Annotated in this window: 12 protein-coding genes; 3 read left to right on the forward strand and 9 right to left on the reverse strand. The window is 73.7% G+C overall.

Annotated features, from left to right (window positions below; translation table 11 throughout):
* Nucleotides 1-120: 120 nt before the first annotated feature.
* The 5 genes from ACFVT2_RS42175 to ACFVT2_RS42195 form a co-directional block, all read right to left on the reverse strand.
* Nucleotides 121-2250, reverse strand: a complete 2130-nt coding sequence (locus ACFVT2_RS42175; RefSeq protein ID WP_390027501.1) for a 3-hydroxyacyl-CoA dehydrogenase NAD-binding domain-containing protein — start codon at nt 2248-2250, stop codon at nt 121-123.
* The gene (locus tag ACFVT2_RS42180) at nt 2247-3467 is read right to left on the reverse strand and encodes a thiolase family protein (RefSeq protein WP_390027504.1); all 1221 of its coding nucleotides are present in this window, start codon (nt 3465-3467) and stop codon (nt 2247-2249) included. The genes ACFVT2_RS42175 and ACFVT2_RS42180 overlap by 4 nt, the downstream gene beginning before the upstream one ends.
* A gap of 273 nt (nt 3468-3740) precedes the next feature.
* Complete coding sequence (locus ACFVT2_RS42185) at nt 3741-5015, reverse strand: HRDC domain-containing protein (RefSeq protein WP_390027507.1); 1275 nt, start codon at nt 5013-5015, stop codon at nt 3741-3743.
* Nucleotides 5016-5095: 80 nt separating this feature from the next.
* Nucleotides 5096-5758: a response regulator transcription factor gene (locus tag ACFVT2_RS42190; RefSeq protein ID WP_016573641.1), complete on the reverse strand. Its 663-nt coding sequence runs from the start codon at nt 5756-5758 to the stop codon at nt 5096-5098.
* Nucleotides 5759-6032: 274 nt separating this feature from the next.
* Nucleotides 6033-6689: a DUF3000 domain-containing protein gene (locus ACFVT2_RS42195; protein ID WP_390027510.1), complete on the reverse strand. Its 657-nt coding sequence runs from the start codon at nt 6687-6689 to the stop codon at nt 6033-6035.
* Nucleotides 6690-6791: 102 nt separating this feature from the next.
* Here ACFVT2_RS42195 and hemE point away from each other — a divergent pair, with 102 nt between their 5' ends.
* On the forward strand, nt 6792-7859 hold the full coding sequence (gene hemE, locus ACFVT2_RS42200; protein ID WP_390027513.1) for a uroporphyrinogen decarboxylase: 1068 nt from the start codon (nt 6792-6794) through the stop codon (nt 7857-7859).
* A gap of 68 nt (nt 7860-7927) precedes the next feature.
* Here the strand turns inward: hemE and ACFVT2_RS42205 are convergent, their stop codons facing one another.
* The 4 genes from ACFVT2_RS42205 to ACFVT2_RS42220 all read right to left on the reverse strand — a co-directional run bounded on the left by ACFVT2_RS42205 (nt 7928) and on the right by ACFVT2_RS42220 (nt 13579).
* Nucleotides 7928-9328, reverse strand: coding sequence for an FAD-dependent oxidoreductase (locus ACFVT2_RS42205; RefSeq protein WP_390027519.1), 1401 nt, complete (start codon nt 9326-9328; stop codon nt 7928-7930).
* 130 nt (nt 9329-9458) lie between these two features.
* A complete protein-coding gene (locus tag ACFVT2_RS42210; protein ID WP_390027522.1) occupies nt 9459-10916 on the reverse strand; it encodes an aldehyde dehydrogenase family protein in 1458 nt (485 codons plus the stop codon).
* Between the two features lie 184 nt (nt 10917-11100).
* Nucleotides 11101-12309 carry a thiolase family protein gene (locus ACFVT2_RS42215; RefSeq protein WP_390027525.1) on the reverse strand — a complete coding sequence of 403 codons (1209 nt, stop codon included), beginning with the start codon at nt 12307-12309 and terminating at the stop codon, nt 11101-11103.
* A gap of 118 nt (nt 12310-12427) precedes the next feature.
* The gene (locus tag ACFVT2_RS42220) at nt 12428-13579 is read right to left on the reverse strand and encodes a DUF4349 domain-containing protein (protein WP_390027528.1); all 1152 of its coding nucleotides are present in this window, start codon (nt 13577-13579) and stop codon (nt 12428-12430) included.
* A gap of 236 nt (nt 13580-13815) precedes the next feature.
* On the opposite strand from ACFVT2_RS42220, the gene hemG reads away from it, so the two are divergent.
* Both hemG and hemQ read left to right on the forward strand, forming a co-directional pair.
* On the forward strand, nt 13816-15279 hold the full coding sequence (hemG, locus tag ACFVT2_RS42225; protein WP_390027531.1) for a protoporphyrinogen oxidase: 1464 nt from the start codon (nt 13816-13818) through the stop codon (nt 15277-15279).
* A gap of 2 nt (nt 15280-15281) precedes the next feature.
* On the forward strand, nt 15282-16019 hold the full coding sequence (hemQ, locus tag ACFVT2_RS42230; protein WP_390027533.1) for a hydrogen peroxide-dependent heme synthase: 738 nt from the start codon (nt 15282-15284) through the stop codon (nt 16017-16019).
* The last annotated feature ends 54 nt before the right edge of the window (nt 16020-16073 follow it).

Below are 16073 nucleotides of genomic sequence, written 5' to 3' on the forward strand. Positions count from 1 at the left end.
CCGGCCCGGGCCGGGCGGCCGTCCCCCGCCCGGCGGGCGCCGCCCCCCCCCCGCGCGCCCCGGCCCCCCCGCGCGGGCCCGCGCGTCGAATTCCGCGGGGCTGTCGTCCGCTACGGTCCCTTAGGCGGGCACGCTCGCGATCCCCGGGGCCAGGAACTTCTTGCCGGTCACCCGCTCGGAGACGCCCTCACGGTCCAGGTACGGCGTGATGCCGCCCAGGTGGAAGGGCCAGCCGGCGCCGGTGATCAGGCACAGGTCGATGTCCTGCGCCTCGGCCACCACGCCCTCGTCCAGCATCAGGCCGATCTCCTGCGCCACGGCGTCCAGCACCCGGTCGCGGACCTGCTCCTCGGTCAGCACCGAGTCGCCCTGCTTGAGCAGCGCGGCGACCTCCGGGTCCAGCTCCGGCTTGCCGCTGTCGTAGACGTAGAAGCCGCGCTTGCCGGCCTCGACGACCGCCTTGAGGTTGGGGGAGACCGTGAAGCGCTCCGGGAAGGCGCCGTGCAGCGTCTCGGAGACGTGCAGGCCGATCGCCGGGCCGACCAGCTCCAGGAGGACCAGCGGCGACATCGGCAGACCGAGCGGCTCGACCGCCTTCTCGGCGACGGCGACCGGGGTGCCCTCGTCGATGACGTTCTGGATCTCGCCCATGAAGCGGGTCAGGATGCGGTTGACGACGAACGCCGGGGCGTCCTTCACCAGCACGGCCGTCTTCTTCAGCGACTTGGCGACCGCGAAGGCGGTGGCCAGCGACGCGTCGTCGGTCTTCTCGGCCCGGACGATCTCCAGCAGCGGCAGGATCGCGACCGGGTTGAAGAAGTGGAAGCCCACGACCCGCTCGGGGTGCTTGAGCTTCGCGGCCATCTCGGTGACCGAGAGGGAGGAGGTGTTGGTGGCGAGCACGGCGTGCGCCGGCACGACCGCCTCGACCTCCGCGAACACCTGCTGCTTGACGCCCATCTCCTCGAAGACGGCCTCGATGACGAAGTCCGCGTCGCCGAAGGCGGCGGCCTTGTCGAGATGGCCGGAGACCAGGCCCTTGAGGCGGTTCGCCTTGTCCTGGTTGACCCGGCCCTTGAGCAGCAGCTTGTCGATCTCGCCGTGGACGTACGCCACGCCCTTGTCGATCCGGGCCTGGTCGATGTCCGTGAGGACGACCGGGACCTCCAGGCGGCGGGCGAAGAGCAGCGCCAGCTGGGAGGCCATCAGGCCCGCGCCGACCACGCCGACCTTGGTGACGGGACGGGCCAGCGACTTGTCCGGCGCACCGGCGGGCCGCTTGGCGCGCTTCTGCACCAGGTTGAACGAGTAGATGCCGGACCGCAGTTCGCCGCCCATGATCAGGTCGGCGAGGGCCTGGTCCTCGGCGTCGAAGCCCTGGCGGAGGTCGCCGTTCTTGGCGGCCGCGATGATGTCCAGCGCGCGGTAGGCGGCCGGGGCCGCGCCGTGCACCTTGCTGTCCGCGATCGCCTTGCCGCGCTGCACGGCGGCGTCCCACGCCTCACCGCGGTCGACCTCGGCCCGTACGACCTCGGTGTCGCCGGTCAGCACCGAAGCGGTCCAGATCAGCGACTGCTCCAGGAAGTCCGCGCCCTCGAAGAGCGCGTCCGCGATGCCGAGCTCGAAGACCTGCTTGCCCTTGAGCTGCCGGTTCTGGTTGAGCGAGTTCTCGATGATCACGCTCACCGCGCGGTCCGCGCCGATGAGGTTCGGCAGCAGCGCGCAGCCGCCCCAGCCGGGCACCAGGCCGAGGAAGACCTCGGGGAGCGAGAAGGCCGGCAGCGCCTTGGAGACGGTGCGGTAGGTGCAGTGCAGACCGACCTCGACACCGCCGCCCATCGCGGCGCCGTTGTAGTACGCGAAGGTCGGCACGGCCAGCGTGGACAGCCGCTTGAAGACGTCGTGGCCGCCCTTGCCGATGGCCAGCGCGTCCTCGTGGCGCTTGAGCAGCTCGACGCCCTTGAGGTCGGCGCCCACGGCGAAGATGAACGGCTTGCCGGTGATGCCCGCGGCGACGATCGCGCCGTCCGCGGCCTCCTTCTCGACCTGGTCGAGGGCGGTGTTGAGGTTCGCCAGCGACTGCGGGCCGAAGGTGGTCGGCTTGGTGTGGTCCAGGCCGTTGTCCAGCGTGATCAGCGCGAACCGGCCCGCGCCCTTGGGGAGGTCGAGGTGGCGCACGTGCGCCTGCGTCACGACCTCGTCCGGGAACAGCTCGGCCGCACCCTTCAACAGCTCAGCGGTGGTACTCACTTGCCTGCCCCCTCGAAGTGCGGGTTCTCCCAGATAACGGTGCCGCCCATGCCGAAGCCGACGCACATGGTGGTGATGCCGTAGCGGACCTCCGGCTGCTCCTCGAACTGCCGCGCCAGCTGCGTCATCAGACGCACACCGGACGACGCCAGCGGGTGGCCGTAGGCGATGGCGCCGCCGTACTGGTTGACGCGCGGGTCGTCGTCGGCGATGCCGTAGTGGTCGAGCAGCGAGAGCACCTGGACGGCGAACGCCTCGTTGATCTCGAACAGGCCGATGTCATCGATCGTCAGACCGGCCTTGGCCAGCGCCTTCTCGGTCGCCGGGACCGGGCCGATGCCCATGACCTCGGGCTCGACACCCGCGAAGGCGTAGTCCACGAGGCGCATCTTGACCGGCAGGCCCAGCTCGCGGGCCACGTCCTCGGCGGCGACCAGCGAGGCGGTGGCGCCGTCGTTGAGGCCGGCGGCGTTGCCCGCGGTCACCCGGCCGTGCGGACGGAACGGGGTCTTCAGCCCGGCGAGGTTCGCCAGCGTCGTGCCCGGACGCATCGGCTCGTCGGTGGTGGCGAGGCCCCAGCCGGTCTCGCCGGCCTCGGCGTTGGTGCGGCGCACCGAGATCGGCACCAGGTCGGCCTGGATCTTGCCGTCGGCGTACGCCTTGGCGGCCTTCTCCTGGCTGCGCACCGCGTACTCGTCGGCGCGCTGCTTGGTGAGGTGCGGCAGCCGGTCGTGGAGGTTCTCCGCCGTCATGCCCATGAAGAGGGCCGACTGGTCGACCAGCTTCTCCGACACGAAGCGCGGGTTGGGGTCCACGCCCTCGCCCATGGGGTGGCGGCCCATGTGCTCGACACCGCCGGCCACGGCGATGTCGTACGCGCCGAAGGCCACCCCGCCGGCGACGCTGGTCACCGCGGTCATCGCACCGGCACACATCCGGTCGACGGAGAAACCGGGCACGGACTGCGGCAGCCCCGCCAGGATGGCGGCGGTACGGCCCAGGGTCAGGCCCTGGTCACCGATCTGGGTGGTGGCGGCGAGGACGACCTCGTCGATCCGGGCCGGGTCCAGGTCCGGGTTGCGGCGCAGCAGCTCCCGGATGCACTTGACGACCAGGTCGTCGGCGCGGGTCTCGTGGTAGATGCCCTTCGGGCCCGCCTTGCCGAACGGGGTGCGGACGCCGTCGACGAAGACGACGTCCCTAGCGGTACGAGGCACGTTGGCTCTCCTCCAGGTGCGGGATGGCACTGCTGCGGTCGCGCCCCGGAGGACGCGTCACACGCCCATGCTACTTACGGGTAACCAAGCTGCACACCCCCCTCGCCCGGAGCGGCGAACGTCACACCGCCCGACGGCCGGAACCCGCCGGGCGAGGAGGACGCAGGGAACCCAGAGAACGCAGGGAATCCAGGGAATCCGGAGATCGCAGAGGGCCCCGGCCGCGCGGGGGTTGCGCGGCCGGGGCCCTCGGTGGTGTCGGACCGGACCCGGTCAGGAGCCGTTGGCCAGCAGGGCCTCGGTCAGGAGCGGTGCGACCAGCTCGATCTGCCAGGGACGGGCGCCGTGTCCGGACAGGACCTCGGCGACCGTCTCCGGGGTCGGGCCGGCCGGCGGCTCCCAGCACAGCCGGCGCACCGTGTCCGGGGTGATGAGGTTCTCCTGCGGGAGGTTCAGCCGCTCGGCGAGCGCGCTCACCGACGTGCGGGCGGCCGACAGCCGGGCCGCCGCGGCCGGGTCCTTGTCGGCCCACGAGCGGGGCGGCGGCGGGCCGTTGAGCGGCTGGCCGGGCTGCGGCAGTTCGCTGTCCGGCAGCGCCCGGGCGTGGTCGACGGCGGTCTGCCACTGCTCCAGCTGGCGCCGACCCATCCGGTGCCCGAACCCGGCCAGCGCGGCCAGCGCGTGGGTGTTGGGCGGGAGTTGGAGCGCGGCCTCGATGATCGCGGCGTCGCCGAGCACCTTGCCGGGCGAGACGTCGCGCCGCTGGGCGACCTGGTCGCGCAGCGTCCACAGCTCCCGGACGACCGCCATCTGCCGGCGTCGGCGCACCTTGTGCATCCCGGACGTGCGGCGCCAGGGGTCCTTGCGGGGCGGCGGCGGGGGAGCGGCGGCGATGGCCGCGAACTCCTGCCGGGCCCACTCCAGCTTGCCCTGTCGGTCCAGCTCCTCCTCCAGCGCGTCGCGCAGGTCCACCAGCAGCTCGACGTCGAGCGCGGCGTAGCGCAGCCACGGCTCGGGCAGCGGGCGGGTGGACCAGTCGACGGCGGAGTGCCCCTTCTCCAGGGCGTAGCCGAGGACGTTCTCGACCATGGCGCCCAGGCCGACCCGGGCGAAGCCGGCCAGCCGTCCGGCCAGCTCGGTGTCGAACAGCTTGGTGGGGACCATCCCTATGTCGCGCAGACAGGGCAGGTCCTGGGTTGCGGCGTGCAGCACCCACTCGGCATCGGAGATCGCGCCCCCCAGCGTGGCGAGGTCGGGACAGCCGACCGGGTCGATCAACACACTGCCGGCGCCCTCGCGGCGCAGCTGGACGAGATAGGCACGCTGGCCGTAGCGGTAGCCCGAGGCGCGCTCGGCGTCCACGGCGACCGGGCCGCGGCCGGCCGCGAAGGCGGCGACGACCTCGGTGAGCGCCTCGTCGGCGGCGGTCACCGGGGGGATGCCCTCGCGGGGTTCCAGTAGGGGTACCGGCGCCGGTCGGGAATCCGGAGGCGATTCTCCGGGTGCTCGCAGTGTCGTGTCTGCTGCGGTCTTTTGGGCGTCGGTCACCAGTCAAGGGTATCTGTGTATGCACGTCGCCCGTCGGGGGAATGTTCCCTCGACGGGCGGGACGGGTCAGGAGACGGGGTTCAGTGGATGATGCCGGTGCGCAGCGCGACCGCCACCATCCCGGCCCGATCACCGGTGCCGAGCTTGCGCGCGATCCGGGCGAGGTGGCTCTTCACGGTGAGCGCCGACAGTCCCATCGAGACGCCGATGGCCTTGTTGGACTGGCCCTCCGCCACCAGCCGCAACACCTCCACCTCGCGCCCCGAGAGCTCGCGGTAGCCACCGGGGTGACCCGGGGCGCCCGGCGGGCGGCGCTGCATCCGGGCCGCGTTGGCGCCGATCGGGGCGGCGCCCGGCCGGCCCGGCAGGCCGAGGTTGGTGCGGGTGCCGGTGACGACGTAGCCCTTGACGCCGCCGGCGAGGGCGTTGCGGACGGCGCCGATGTCGTCGGCGGCGGAGAGTGCGAGGCCGTTGGGCCAGCCGGCCGCCCGTGTCTCGGACAGCAGGGTGAGGCCGGAGCCGTCGGGAAGGTGGACGTCGGCCACGCAGATGTCGCGTGGGTTGCCGACGCGGGGACGGGCCTCCGCGATGGACGACGCCTCGATCACGTCACGCACACCGAGGGCCCACAGGTGACGGGTGACGGTGGAGCGGACGCGAGGGTCGGCCACGACGACCATGGCGGTCGGCTTGTTCGGGCGGTAGGCGACCAGGCTCGAAGGTTGCTCAAGGAGAACTGACACCGGGCCTCCTGGGGAGTGGCGGGGACGGAAGCCGGCTGGGGAAAGCCGGAATGATCCGTGTTTGAAGGGTCACTGACCTCTTCGGCAGCAATCCGGCGGGACTTTAGACTTTGATCACGATTTAGTTAGGGGCAATTCGGGCAAATCGGATGCGTGAGCGATCAAGGTGAGCACGGAGTGCACATCGAGGTGATCACAGGCGTACGGAAACGGCGAGGTGCCGCACGCCCGGACGTCCCGGACGCACGGCACCTCGCCGTCTGGTGTCTGCCCCTCAGCGGGCCTGTGGACCGCGGCGCTGCGGCAGCGCCACCACCCCGCCGCGCGGCGCAGGGTCGAGCGGGGCCGGTGGCAGCCCGGCCACCTGGCACAACAGATCGCACCACGCCGACAGGTGCGCCGCGAGGTCCGGCACCCCGCCCGGCCCCTCGGCCGGCGTCCACGACGCCCGGATCTCGATCTGGGTCGCCGGCTCCCGCGCCGCGAGCCCACCGAAGTAGTGCGACCCGGCCCGGGTGACGGTCCCGCTCGGCGCGCCGAAGTGCACCCCGCGCGCCTCCAGCGCACCGGTCAGCCAGGACCACGACACCTCGGGCAGCAGCGGGTCGGCGCCCATCTCCGGCTCCAGCTCCGCGCGGGCCAGCGTCACCACCCGGAACGTGCCCTGCCAGGTCTCGTCGCCGGCCGGCTGGTGCAGCACCACCAGCCGCCCGTCCGCCAGGTCCCGGTCCTCGCCGTCCGGCCCCGCCCCGCGCTCGACCACCGCGGCCTCCAGCGCGTAGGCGTACGGGGCGAGGCGTTTCGGTGCAGGTGTCGGGTCGGTCTCGATCTCCGGCCGCAGCCGGGCCGCGCGGAGCGCCTCGACCGCCTGACGGAAGGGGATCGGGGTCTCGTCCGCGCTGTCCGCGAGGTGTTCGTGAGCCGCAGCCATGCCCGGAAGGGTAGGCGGAAGACGGCGTACATATGGGGAGGACACCCGGTGCGCGCGTCGCCCATTCGGAGGTGCCGACGGACGCATGCGAAGATTTGCCGCGTGAGCGCCAACGATGCCCTTACGGGCCAGCAGCAGACCGCGACGTACGACTCGGCCTTCCTCAAGGCGTGCCGGCGCGAGCCGGTGCCGCACACGCCGGTGTGGTTCATGCGCCAGGCCGGGCGTTCACTCCCCGAGTACCGCAAGGTCCGCGAGGGCATCGCGATGCTCGACTCCTGCATGCGGCCCGAGCTGGTCACCGAGATCACCCTCCAGCCCGTGCGCCGGCACGGCGTGGACGCCGCCATCTACTTCAGCGACATCGTGGTGCCCCTGAAGGCCATCGGCATCGACCTCGACATCAAGCCCGGCATCGGCCCGGTCGTCGAGAACCCCATCCGCAGCCGCGCCGACCTGGAGCAGCTGCGCCCGCTGGAGCCCGGCGACGTCCCCTACGTCACCGAGGCCATCGGCCTGCTCACCCGTGAGCTGGGCGGCACCCCGCTCATCGGCTTCGCCGGCGCCCCGTTCACGCTCGCCAGCTACCTCGTCGAGGGCGGCCCGTCCCGCAACCACGAGCACACCAAGGCCCTGATGTACGGCGACCCGCAGCTGTGGGCCGACCTGCTCGACCGGCTCGCGGACATCACCTCGGCCTTCCTCAAGGTCCAGATCGAGGCCGGCGCCAGCGCCGTCCAGCTCTTCGACTCCTGGGTCGGCGCGCTCTCCCCGGCCGACTACCGGCGCTCGGTGATGCCCGCCTCCACCAAGGTCTTCGACGCGGTCGCCTCCTACGGCGTCCCGCGGATCCACTTCGGCGTCGGCACCGGCGAACTCCTCGGGCTGATGGGCGAGGCCGGCGCGGACGTGGTCGGCGTCGACTGGCGGGTCCCGCTGAACGAGGCGGTCCACCGGGTCGGCCCCGGCAAGGCGCTCCAGGGCAACATCGACCCGGCCGTGCTCTTCGCCCCCCGCGAGGCCGTCGAGACCAAGGCCCGTGAGGTCCTCGACGCCGCCGCGGGCCTGGAAGGCCACGTCTTCAACCTCGGCCACGGCGTGCTGCCCGACACCGACCCGGACGCGCTGACCCGCCTCGTCGAGTACGTCCACACGCAGACCGCGCGCTGAGCGGGGCGGGGGAGGGGCCGGTCCTCCAGGGGCAGGCCCTCCCCGGCCAGCGCCGGGTCCCTCCCCGGCTAATGCCGGGTGGCGCCCCCGGCCGCCCGCACCGCCGCGTCCGCCTTGCGGGCCGCCACCAGGACCGGGTCCCAGACCGGCGAGAACGGCGGGGCGTACCCCAGGTCCAGGGCGGTCATCTGCTCCACCGTCATCCCCGCGGTGAGCGCCACCGCGGCGATGTCCACCCGCTTCCCCGCGCCCTCCCGGCCGACGATCTGCACCCCCAGCAGCCGCCCCGTACGCCGCTCGGCGAGCATCTTCACGTGCATCGGGCGGGCGCCGGGGTAGTAGCCGGCGCGGCTGGTCGACTCGATGGTGACGGTGACGAATTGCAGCCCCGCCGCGTGGGCCTGGCGCTCCAACAGCCCGGTGCGGGCGATCTCCAGATCGCAGACCTTGCTGACGGCCGTGCCGACGACCCCCGGGAAGGTCGCATAGCCGCCGGCCACATTGGCGCCGATCACCTGGCCGTGCTTGTTGGCGTGGGTGCCCAGCGCGATGTGCCGGTGCTCCCCGGTGATCAGGTCGCGCACCTCGATGCAGTCCCCGCCCGCCCAGACGTGCTCCTGGCCGGACACCCGCAGCGCCAGGTCGGTGCGCAGGCCCCCGGAGGCGCCCAGCGGCAGCCCGGCCGCCTCGGCCAGGGCGGTCTCCGGGCGGACGCCCAGCCCCAGCACGACCACGTCCGCCGGGTACTCGGCGTCGTCCGTGACCACCGCGCGGGCCCGGCCGTCCGCCCCGTCGGTCAGCACGCCGGTGACCCGCGCACCGGTCACCACCTCGACGCCCATCCCGCACATCGCGGTGCGCACCAGCGCCCCCATGTCCGGGTCGAGGGTGGACATCGGTTGTGCGCTCTGCTCCAGGACCGTCACCTGGTAGCCGCGGTGGATCATCGCCTCGGCCATCTCCACGCCGATGTACCCGGCGCCGATGACCACCGCCCGCCGGCCCGGCGCCCCCTTCAGCCCGTACAGCAGCGCCTGCCCGTCGTCGAGGTTCTGCACCCCGTACACGCCCGGTGCGTCGATCCCCGGCAGCGGCGGGCGCAGTGGGCGCGCCCCGGTCGCCACCACCAGCTTGTCGAAGCCGGTCCACGCCTCCCGGCCGCCGTCCTCCAGGTCCCGGCTGCGCACCCGGCCCCGGTCCAGGTCGATCTCGGTGACCTCGGTGCGCAGCCGCAGGTCGATATCGCGGGCCCGGTGCTCCTTCGGTGTCCGGGCGATCAGTGCGTCCGGGCCGTCCACCTGCCCGCCCACCCAGTACGGGATGCCGCAGGCGGAGTACGACGTGAAGTGGCCGCGCTCGAAGGCCGTGATGGCCAACGCGTCCGGCCCCTTGTGCCGGCGGGCCTGTGACGCGGCGGCCATCCCCGCCGCGTCCCCGCCGATGACCACCAGCCGCTCCGGCGCCGCCATTCCCGTGTCCTTCCGTCGAGTTCGGGGAGTCCCACGGGTTCGCGGGTCCCACGGTTTGCCGCTCGGTTCTGGCCGGTTCTGCCCTGTTCTGGCCGGTTCCCTACGCTACGGAACTCGTGTCGGGCCGCGGTCAGAACGGGTAGTCGGCCGGTGTGGCGCGCACGGTCGTCCAGCGGGTCTCGGTGAACGCGTCGAGGTTGGCCTCGCCGCCGAAGCGGGAGCCGGTCCCGGAGTCGGCCAGTCCGCCGAACGCCGCCACCGGCTCGTCGTTGACGGTCTGGTCGTTGATGTGCAGCAGGCCGGTGGGGATCCGGTCGGCCAGATCCAGCGCGCGGGCCGCGTCGCGGGTGACGATGCCCAGCGCCAGCCCGTAGGAGGACTCGTTGGCCAGCGCCACCGCCTCGTCCAGGGTCGCGAAGGCGCGGACCGGGGCGACCGGGCCGAAGACCTCCTGGCCGTACGCCGGGGAGGTGCCCACCGAGCCCGGCCCGGTGGCGTCCGGGCCCGCGTCGGCGAGGACCGTCGGCCGGTAGAACAGCTCCCGGTGGGTGCCGCCGGCGGCGATCCGCACGCCCGCCGCGGCGCTCTCCCGGACCAGCGCGTCGATCTTGCCGAGCTGCCCGCGGTCGATGACCGGACCGAGGTGGACCTGCTCGCGGAACGGGTCCCCGACGGTCAGCGCGTCCGCCTTCGCCGCCAGCCGCGCCACGTACTCGTCGTAGAGCGAGGCGTGGACGAGGTGCCGGCCCGCCGTCATGCACACCTGGCCCTGGTGGAAGAAGGACGCCCACGCGGCGATGGACATCGCGGCGTCCAGATCGGCGTCCGCCAGCACCAGGAACGCGCTGTTGCCGCCCAGTTCCAGGTGGGCCCGCTTGAGGTGCCGCGCGGCCAGCGCGCCGACGCTGCGGCCCGCCGCGGTCGAGCCGGTGAAGGAGATCACCCGCACCCGCGGGTCCTCGACCAGTGCCCGTCCGGCGTCCGCGCCACCGGGCAGGACGTGCAGCAGCCCCGCCGGCAGCCCGGCCTCGGCGAAGACCGCGGCCAGGACGTGCCCGCCGCACACCGCGGTCCGCGGGTCCGGCTTGAGCACCACGGCGTTGCCCAGCGCCAGGGCCGGTGCGACGGACCGGATCGCGAGCACCAGCGGGACGTTGAACGGTGCGATCACGCCGACCACACCAGCCGGAACCCGGGTGGTGTACGACAGGCGCGGCGCACCCGAGGGCAGCACCTGGCCGAGCGGGCGGTGGGCGAGCGCGGCGGCCTCGTAGCACTCCTCGGCCGCGGTCCGGATCTCGAACTCGGCCTTGCCCCGGATGCTGCCGCCCTCCCGCACGATCCACTCGCCGATCTCCGCGGCGTGCCGGTGGATGAGGTCGCCGGCCCGGCGCAGCACGGCGGCCCGCTCGGTGTACGGCCTGCGTGCCCAGTCCCGCTGCGCCGCGGCGGCCCCGGCCGCGGCGTCCGCGACGTCGGCCGGCGCGGCGAGCGTCAGCGTCGCCAGCCCCTCGCCCGTCGCGGGCTCCACCGCCTCGGCCGGGCCGCCGTGCAGCGAGAGCCAGTCCTTGGGATCGAGCAGGGCCATCGCGCCAACCTCCGGGAGAACGGGGACAGTTGATTGGTGAACGAGTGTGCCCCATGGAGGCGGCGCGCGCCCGCCGGACGGTGATCCCGCCGGTAGCGGCCGGACCGTCGACCGGTCGAACGCGCGCCTGGGGCCGGCCCGGTGGATCATGGCCGGGTCGCCCCTCATCCACCGGATCGCGGCCCTAGCGCTCCAGCACCATCGCCAGCCCCTGTCCCACGCCGATGCACAGCGTCGCCAGCCCGGTGCCCGATCCCTGCGCGGCGAGCTGGTGGGCCACCGCGCCGGCGAGCCGGGCCCCGGAGGCGCCCAGCGGGTGCCCGATGGAGAGGGCGCCGCCGCGCGGATTGACCGTGGTGGGGTCGAGTTCCGGCCACTGGGCGATACAGCCCAGCGCCTGGGCCGCGAACGCCTCGTTCAGCTCGCAGACCGCCAGGTCGCCGAAGCTCCGCCCGGCCCGCGCCAGCGCCCGCTGGACCGCCTCGACCGGACCGAGTCCGAACAGCTGCGGCTCGATGCCGGTCACCGCGCTCGCCCGGATGCGGGCCAGCGGTTCCCGTCCGGTGGCCCGCAGTCCCTCCTCGCTGACCAGCAGCAGCGCGGCGGCGCCGTCGTTCAGTGGTGAGGAGTTCCCGGCGGTGACGGTGCCTCCCTCGGTGCGGAAGACCGGCTTCAGCTTGGAGAGGGACTCCAGCGAGGAATTCTCCCGGATCGTTTCGTCACGGGTGAGGTCCACGCCCGGCAGCGGCACGACCTCCGCGTCGTAGGCACCGGCCGCCCAGGCCCGGACCGCCTTCTGGTGGCTGGCCAGCGCGAACACGTCCTGCTGTTCCCGGGTGATGCCGTGCTTGTCGGCGATCAGCTCGGCGCCCTCGCCCAGCGACACCGTCCACTGCGGCGCCATCCGCGGATTGACCATCCGCCAGCCCAGCGTCGAGGAGAACATCTCCTGATGCCCCGCGGGGAAGGCCCGGTCCGGCTTGCGCAGCACGTACGGCGCCCGGCTCATCGACTCCACGCCGCCGGCCACCGCGATCTCCGCATCGCCGTGCGCGACGGCGCGGGCCGCCTGGATGACCGCCTCCAGCCCGGATCCGCACAGCCGGTTGACACTCACCCCGGGGACACTGACCGGCAGCCCCGCCAACAGCACCGCCATCCGCGCCACGTTGCGGTTGTCCTCGCCCGCGCCGTTGGCGTCGCCGAAGTAGACGTCGTCGATCCGCGCCGGATCGAGCTCCGGGGTGCGGTCCACCAGGGCGCGCAGCACATGGGCGGCGAGGTCGTCGGGGCGCACCGCGGCCAGTGCGCCGCCGTACTTGCCGACCGGTGTCCGTACCGCGTCGACGATGTAGACGTCCCGCACGGCGTCCCGTACGTGTGGCTCGGTCATCAGGCTGTGTCCTCGCTGTCTTCGCTGTCTGCGCTGTCCTCGCGACACCGGCTCGGCGGCCGGGCGGTACGAAGATCGCCACCCGCCGACCCGAGTCTTTGCCCGGTACCGCTCGGTGTCAACGGGGCGGTCGGCCACCTTCACCGGACACGCCGGGCGCCCTGGGCTCATCGGCAGCGGCGGGCGGTTCCGTGGCGCTCGTCGGCTCCGTTGCGCCCGGTGTCGTCGCGGTGGGGTCCGTGGCCGTCTGGTCCGTGGCCGTCCGGTCCGCGGTGCCGCGGTCGTCCCCGGCGTCCCGGTCCGCCCCGGTCGGTTCCGCGGTGGGCCGTTCCGCGTCGGCCGGTTCCGTCCGGGGCGGTTCCGCGGGGCCGGTGTCCATGGCCTCGTCCGTCTCCGTGAGCCGTCGCCGGCCGGAAGGGTGGCCCGCCAGCCGGCCGCGGATCGCCCGCCCCACCGCGTACAGGGCCGCCGCGGCGGCCGCGAACGGCAGCGCCGCGGCGAGCGCCACCAACACCCAGCGCACCGCCGCCGTGAAGGCGTGCCAGGCGTCGGACAGCGCGTCCCCGAAGGAGGTGCCGTCGTCCGGCCTCGGGTCCTGGGAAGCGCCGGGCTGTCGCAGCAGCAGGGTCACGGTGGCCGTCCCGGTGCGGTCCTTGAGGGACTTGAGCTGGGCCTCCAGGGACTCCAGGTTCGCCTCCCGGGTGCTCAGTTCGGACTCCAGGGCGGTGATGTCGCTGATCGAGGACGCCCGGTCCATCAGCGCCCGGATCCGCTCGACGCTCGCCCGCTGGGACTTCACCCGGCTGTCGACGTCCACCACCTGGTCGGTGACGTCCTTGGCGGAGACGTCGCGGGAGAGGACCTTGCCCAGCCCGGACAGCCGCGTCAGCAGCGCGTCGTAGTGGTCCGGCGGCACCCGCAGCACGAGCTTCGAGCGGTCCCGGCCGTCGGGGTCCCGGTCGGTGGTCTCGTCGGCCGGATAGCCGCCCGCGTCCTCGACGGCGCCCCGCGCCCTGGTGAGCGCCCCGGCCACGTCCCCGGTCTGCACGGTCAGCGTCGCGGTCCGGATGATCTGCGACTGCGTCGCCTTCAGCGGTGTGCCGGTCCGGGCGCCGCCGTCCGGACCCCGCGCCGCCGAACCCGCCTGGTCGCCGGCCCGCTGCCGGGGAGCCACCGCCCCCTCCCCGGGTCCTGCCGCGTCCACCGCGGCGCTGGTCCTGCCGCCCGCCGCACCGCACCCGGCGACCGCCAACGACACCGTCAGCAGCACCGCCGCTCCGGCCCCCCGCCGCCCCCGTGATCCCCACATCACAGACCGTTCCCCTTCCGCGTCGTCGGCCGCCGGGCCGCGCGGTATCCGGGCGGCCCGGCCAAGTGGCCGGATCGTGACGCCGGTTCGACGGGGCGGCCCGGGTGGGGGTTGCCGTTCCGGGGTCTCGAAGAGGTCACGGCCCGGACGCGGGCCGGCCCGGAGGGCGCCGGACCGGCTCTGAGAGAGTGGAGGGCATGAGCACAGCGCACAGCGGTACGGACCGGGCGCCCGGTCATGTCGTGGTCGTCGGTGGCGGTATCGCGGGGCTGACCGCCGCGCACCGGCTGCTGGCGGGCGGGGCCCGGGTGACCCTGCTGGAGGCGTCGGAGCGGCTGGGCGGCAAGCTGCTGGCCGGCGAGATCGCCGGCGTACCGGTCGATTTCGGCGCCGAATCGATGCTGGCCAAGCGGCCGGAGGCGGTGGAGCTGGCGCGGGCCGTGGGCCTGGACGACCGCCTCCAGCCACCCGGTACCGCCACCGCCTCGCTGTGGACCCGCGGTGCGCTGCGCCCGATGCCCAAGGGGCATGTGATGGGTGTCCCCGGCGACCTGGGGCCGCTCGCCGCCTCCGGCGTGCTCTCCCCGGAGGGCCTGGCGCGGATCGAGGCGGACCGGACGCTGCCGACGACCGAGGCCGGCACCGACGTCGGGGTCGGCGAGTACGTCGCGGCCCGGCTCGGCCGGGAGGTCGTCGACCGGCTCGTCGAGCCACTGCTCGGCGGGGTCTACGCGGGCGACGCGTACCGCATCTCGATGCGCGCCGCGGTCCCGCAGCTGTTCGAGGCGGCGCAGCGCGGCGGTTCGCTGATCGAGGGTGTCCGGGCCATCCAGGAGCGCGCCGCGGCCACCGTCCCCGAGGGGCCGGCCGCGACCGGCCCCACCTCGGTCTTCATGGGCATCGCCGGCGGCATCGGCACCCTGCCCGACGCGGTCGCGGGCGCGGTCCGCCGCTCCGGCGGCGAGATCCTGCTGCGTACGCCGGTGCGCGAACTGCGCTGGACCGCCGCGGACGGCTGGCGGATCCTGGCCGGCGACCGCACGCTCACCGCCGACGCGGTGGTCATGGCCGCGCCCGCGGTGGCCGCGGAACGGCTGCTGCGCGCCGGCTGCCCGGTCGCCGCCGACGAGCTGGCCACCGTCGAGTACGCCTCGATGGCGCTGGTCACCATGGCCTTCCGGCGCGCGGACCTGACCACCGTCCCCAGCGGCAGCGGTTTCCTCGTCCCACCGGTCGACGGCCACCGGATCAAGGCGTCGACCTTCGCCAGCCACAAGTGGAACTGGATCGCCGAGGCCGACCCGGACCTCTTCGTCCTGCGCACCTCCCTCGGCCGCTACGGCGACGAGGCCGACCTCAAGCGCGACGACGACGAACTGGTCGGGCTCTCCCTCGCCGACCTCGGCGAGGCGGTCGGGCTGACCGCCCGGCCGGTGGCCTCCGCGGTCACCCGCTGGGACGGCGGGCTGCCGCAGTACACCGTCGGCCACGTGGACCGGATGGCGCGGGTCCGGGCCGCGGTCGCGGACCTGCCGGGCCCGCTGCGGGTCTGCGGTGCGCTCTACGACGGCGTCGGCATCCCGGCGTGCGTCGGCTCCGCGCGCCGGGCCGCCGACGAGGTCCTCGGGACCCTGGCGGCGGGTGCCGCCGGCGGCGAGTGAGAATGGACGACATGACAGACGCTTCCGCCCCCGCCTCCGACAAGATCCCCAACGCCGGCAAGAAGGCCAAGGACCTCAACGAGGTCGTCCGCTACACCCTCTGGTCGGTCTTCAAGCTGCGCGACGTCCTCCCCGAGGACCGGGCCGGCTACGCCGACGAGGTCGAGGAGCTGTTCGCTCAGCTCGCCGCCAAGGACGTGGTGGTCCGCGGCACCTACGACGTCTCCGGCCTGCGCGCCGACGCCGACGTGATGATCTGGTGGCACTCGGAGAACTCCGACGACCTCCAGGAGGCGTACAACCGCTTCCGCCGCACCCGCCTGGGCCGCGCGCTGGAGCCGGTCTGGTCGAACATGGCGCTGCACCGCCCCGCCGAGTTCAACAAGTCGCACATCCCGGCCTTCCTGGCCGACGAGCACCCCCGCGACTACGTGAGCGTCTACCCGTTCGTGCGCTCCTACGACTGGTACCTCATCCCCGACGAGGACCGCCGCCGGATGCTCGCCGACCACGGCAAGATGGCCCGCGGCTTCCCCGACGTCCGCGCCAACACCGTCGCGTCGTTCTCGCTCGGCGACTACGAGTGGATCCTCGCCTTCGAGGCCGACGAGCTGCACCGCATCGTCGACCTGATGCGGCACCTGCGCGGCTCCGAGGCACGGCGGCACGTCCGCGAGGAGGTCCCCTTCTACACCGGTCGCCGCAAGCCGGTCGCCGAGCTGGTCGCCGGCCTGGCCTGACCGGCCGGATCCCCGGTACGCAGACGTACGGGCCGCCCCTGCGCAGGGGCGGCC

The sequence above is a fragment of the Streptomyces sp. NPDC058000 genome (genome assembly GCF_042886435.1).
Lineage (GTDB): Bacteria > Actinomycetota > Actinomycetes > Streptomycetales > Streptomycetaceae > Streptomyces.

Bases quoted from the DNA above. Each gene is read 5' to 3' on its own strand.
- ACFVT2_RS42195 (WP_390027510.1), bottom strand. From the start codon at position 6,689: ATGGCTGCGGCTCACGAACACCTCGCGGACAGCGCGGACGAGACCCCG.
- ACFVT2_RS42205 (WP_390027519.1), bottom strand. From the start codon at position 9,328: ATGGCGGCGCCGGAGCGGCTGGTGGTCATCGGCGGGGACGCGGCGGGG.
- ACFVT2_RS42210 (WP_390027522.1), bottom strand. From the start codon at position 10,916: ATGGCCCTGCTCGATCCCAAGGACTGGCTCTCGCTGCACGGCGGCCCG.
- ACFVT2_RS42215 (WP_390027525.1), bottom strand. From the start codon at position 12,309: ATGACCGAGCCACACGTACGGGACGCCGTGCGGGACGTCTACATCGTC.
- hemG (WP_390027531.1), top strand. From the start codon at position 13,816: ATGAGCACAGCGCACAGCGGTACGGACCGGGCGCCCGGTCATGTCGTG.
- hemQ (WP_390027533.1), top strand. From the start codon at position 15,282: ATGGACGACATGACAGACGCTTCCGCCCCCGCCTCCGACAAGATCCCC.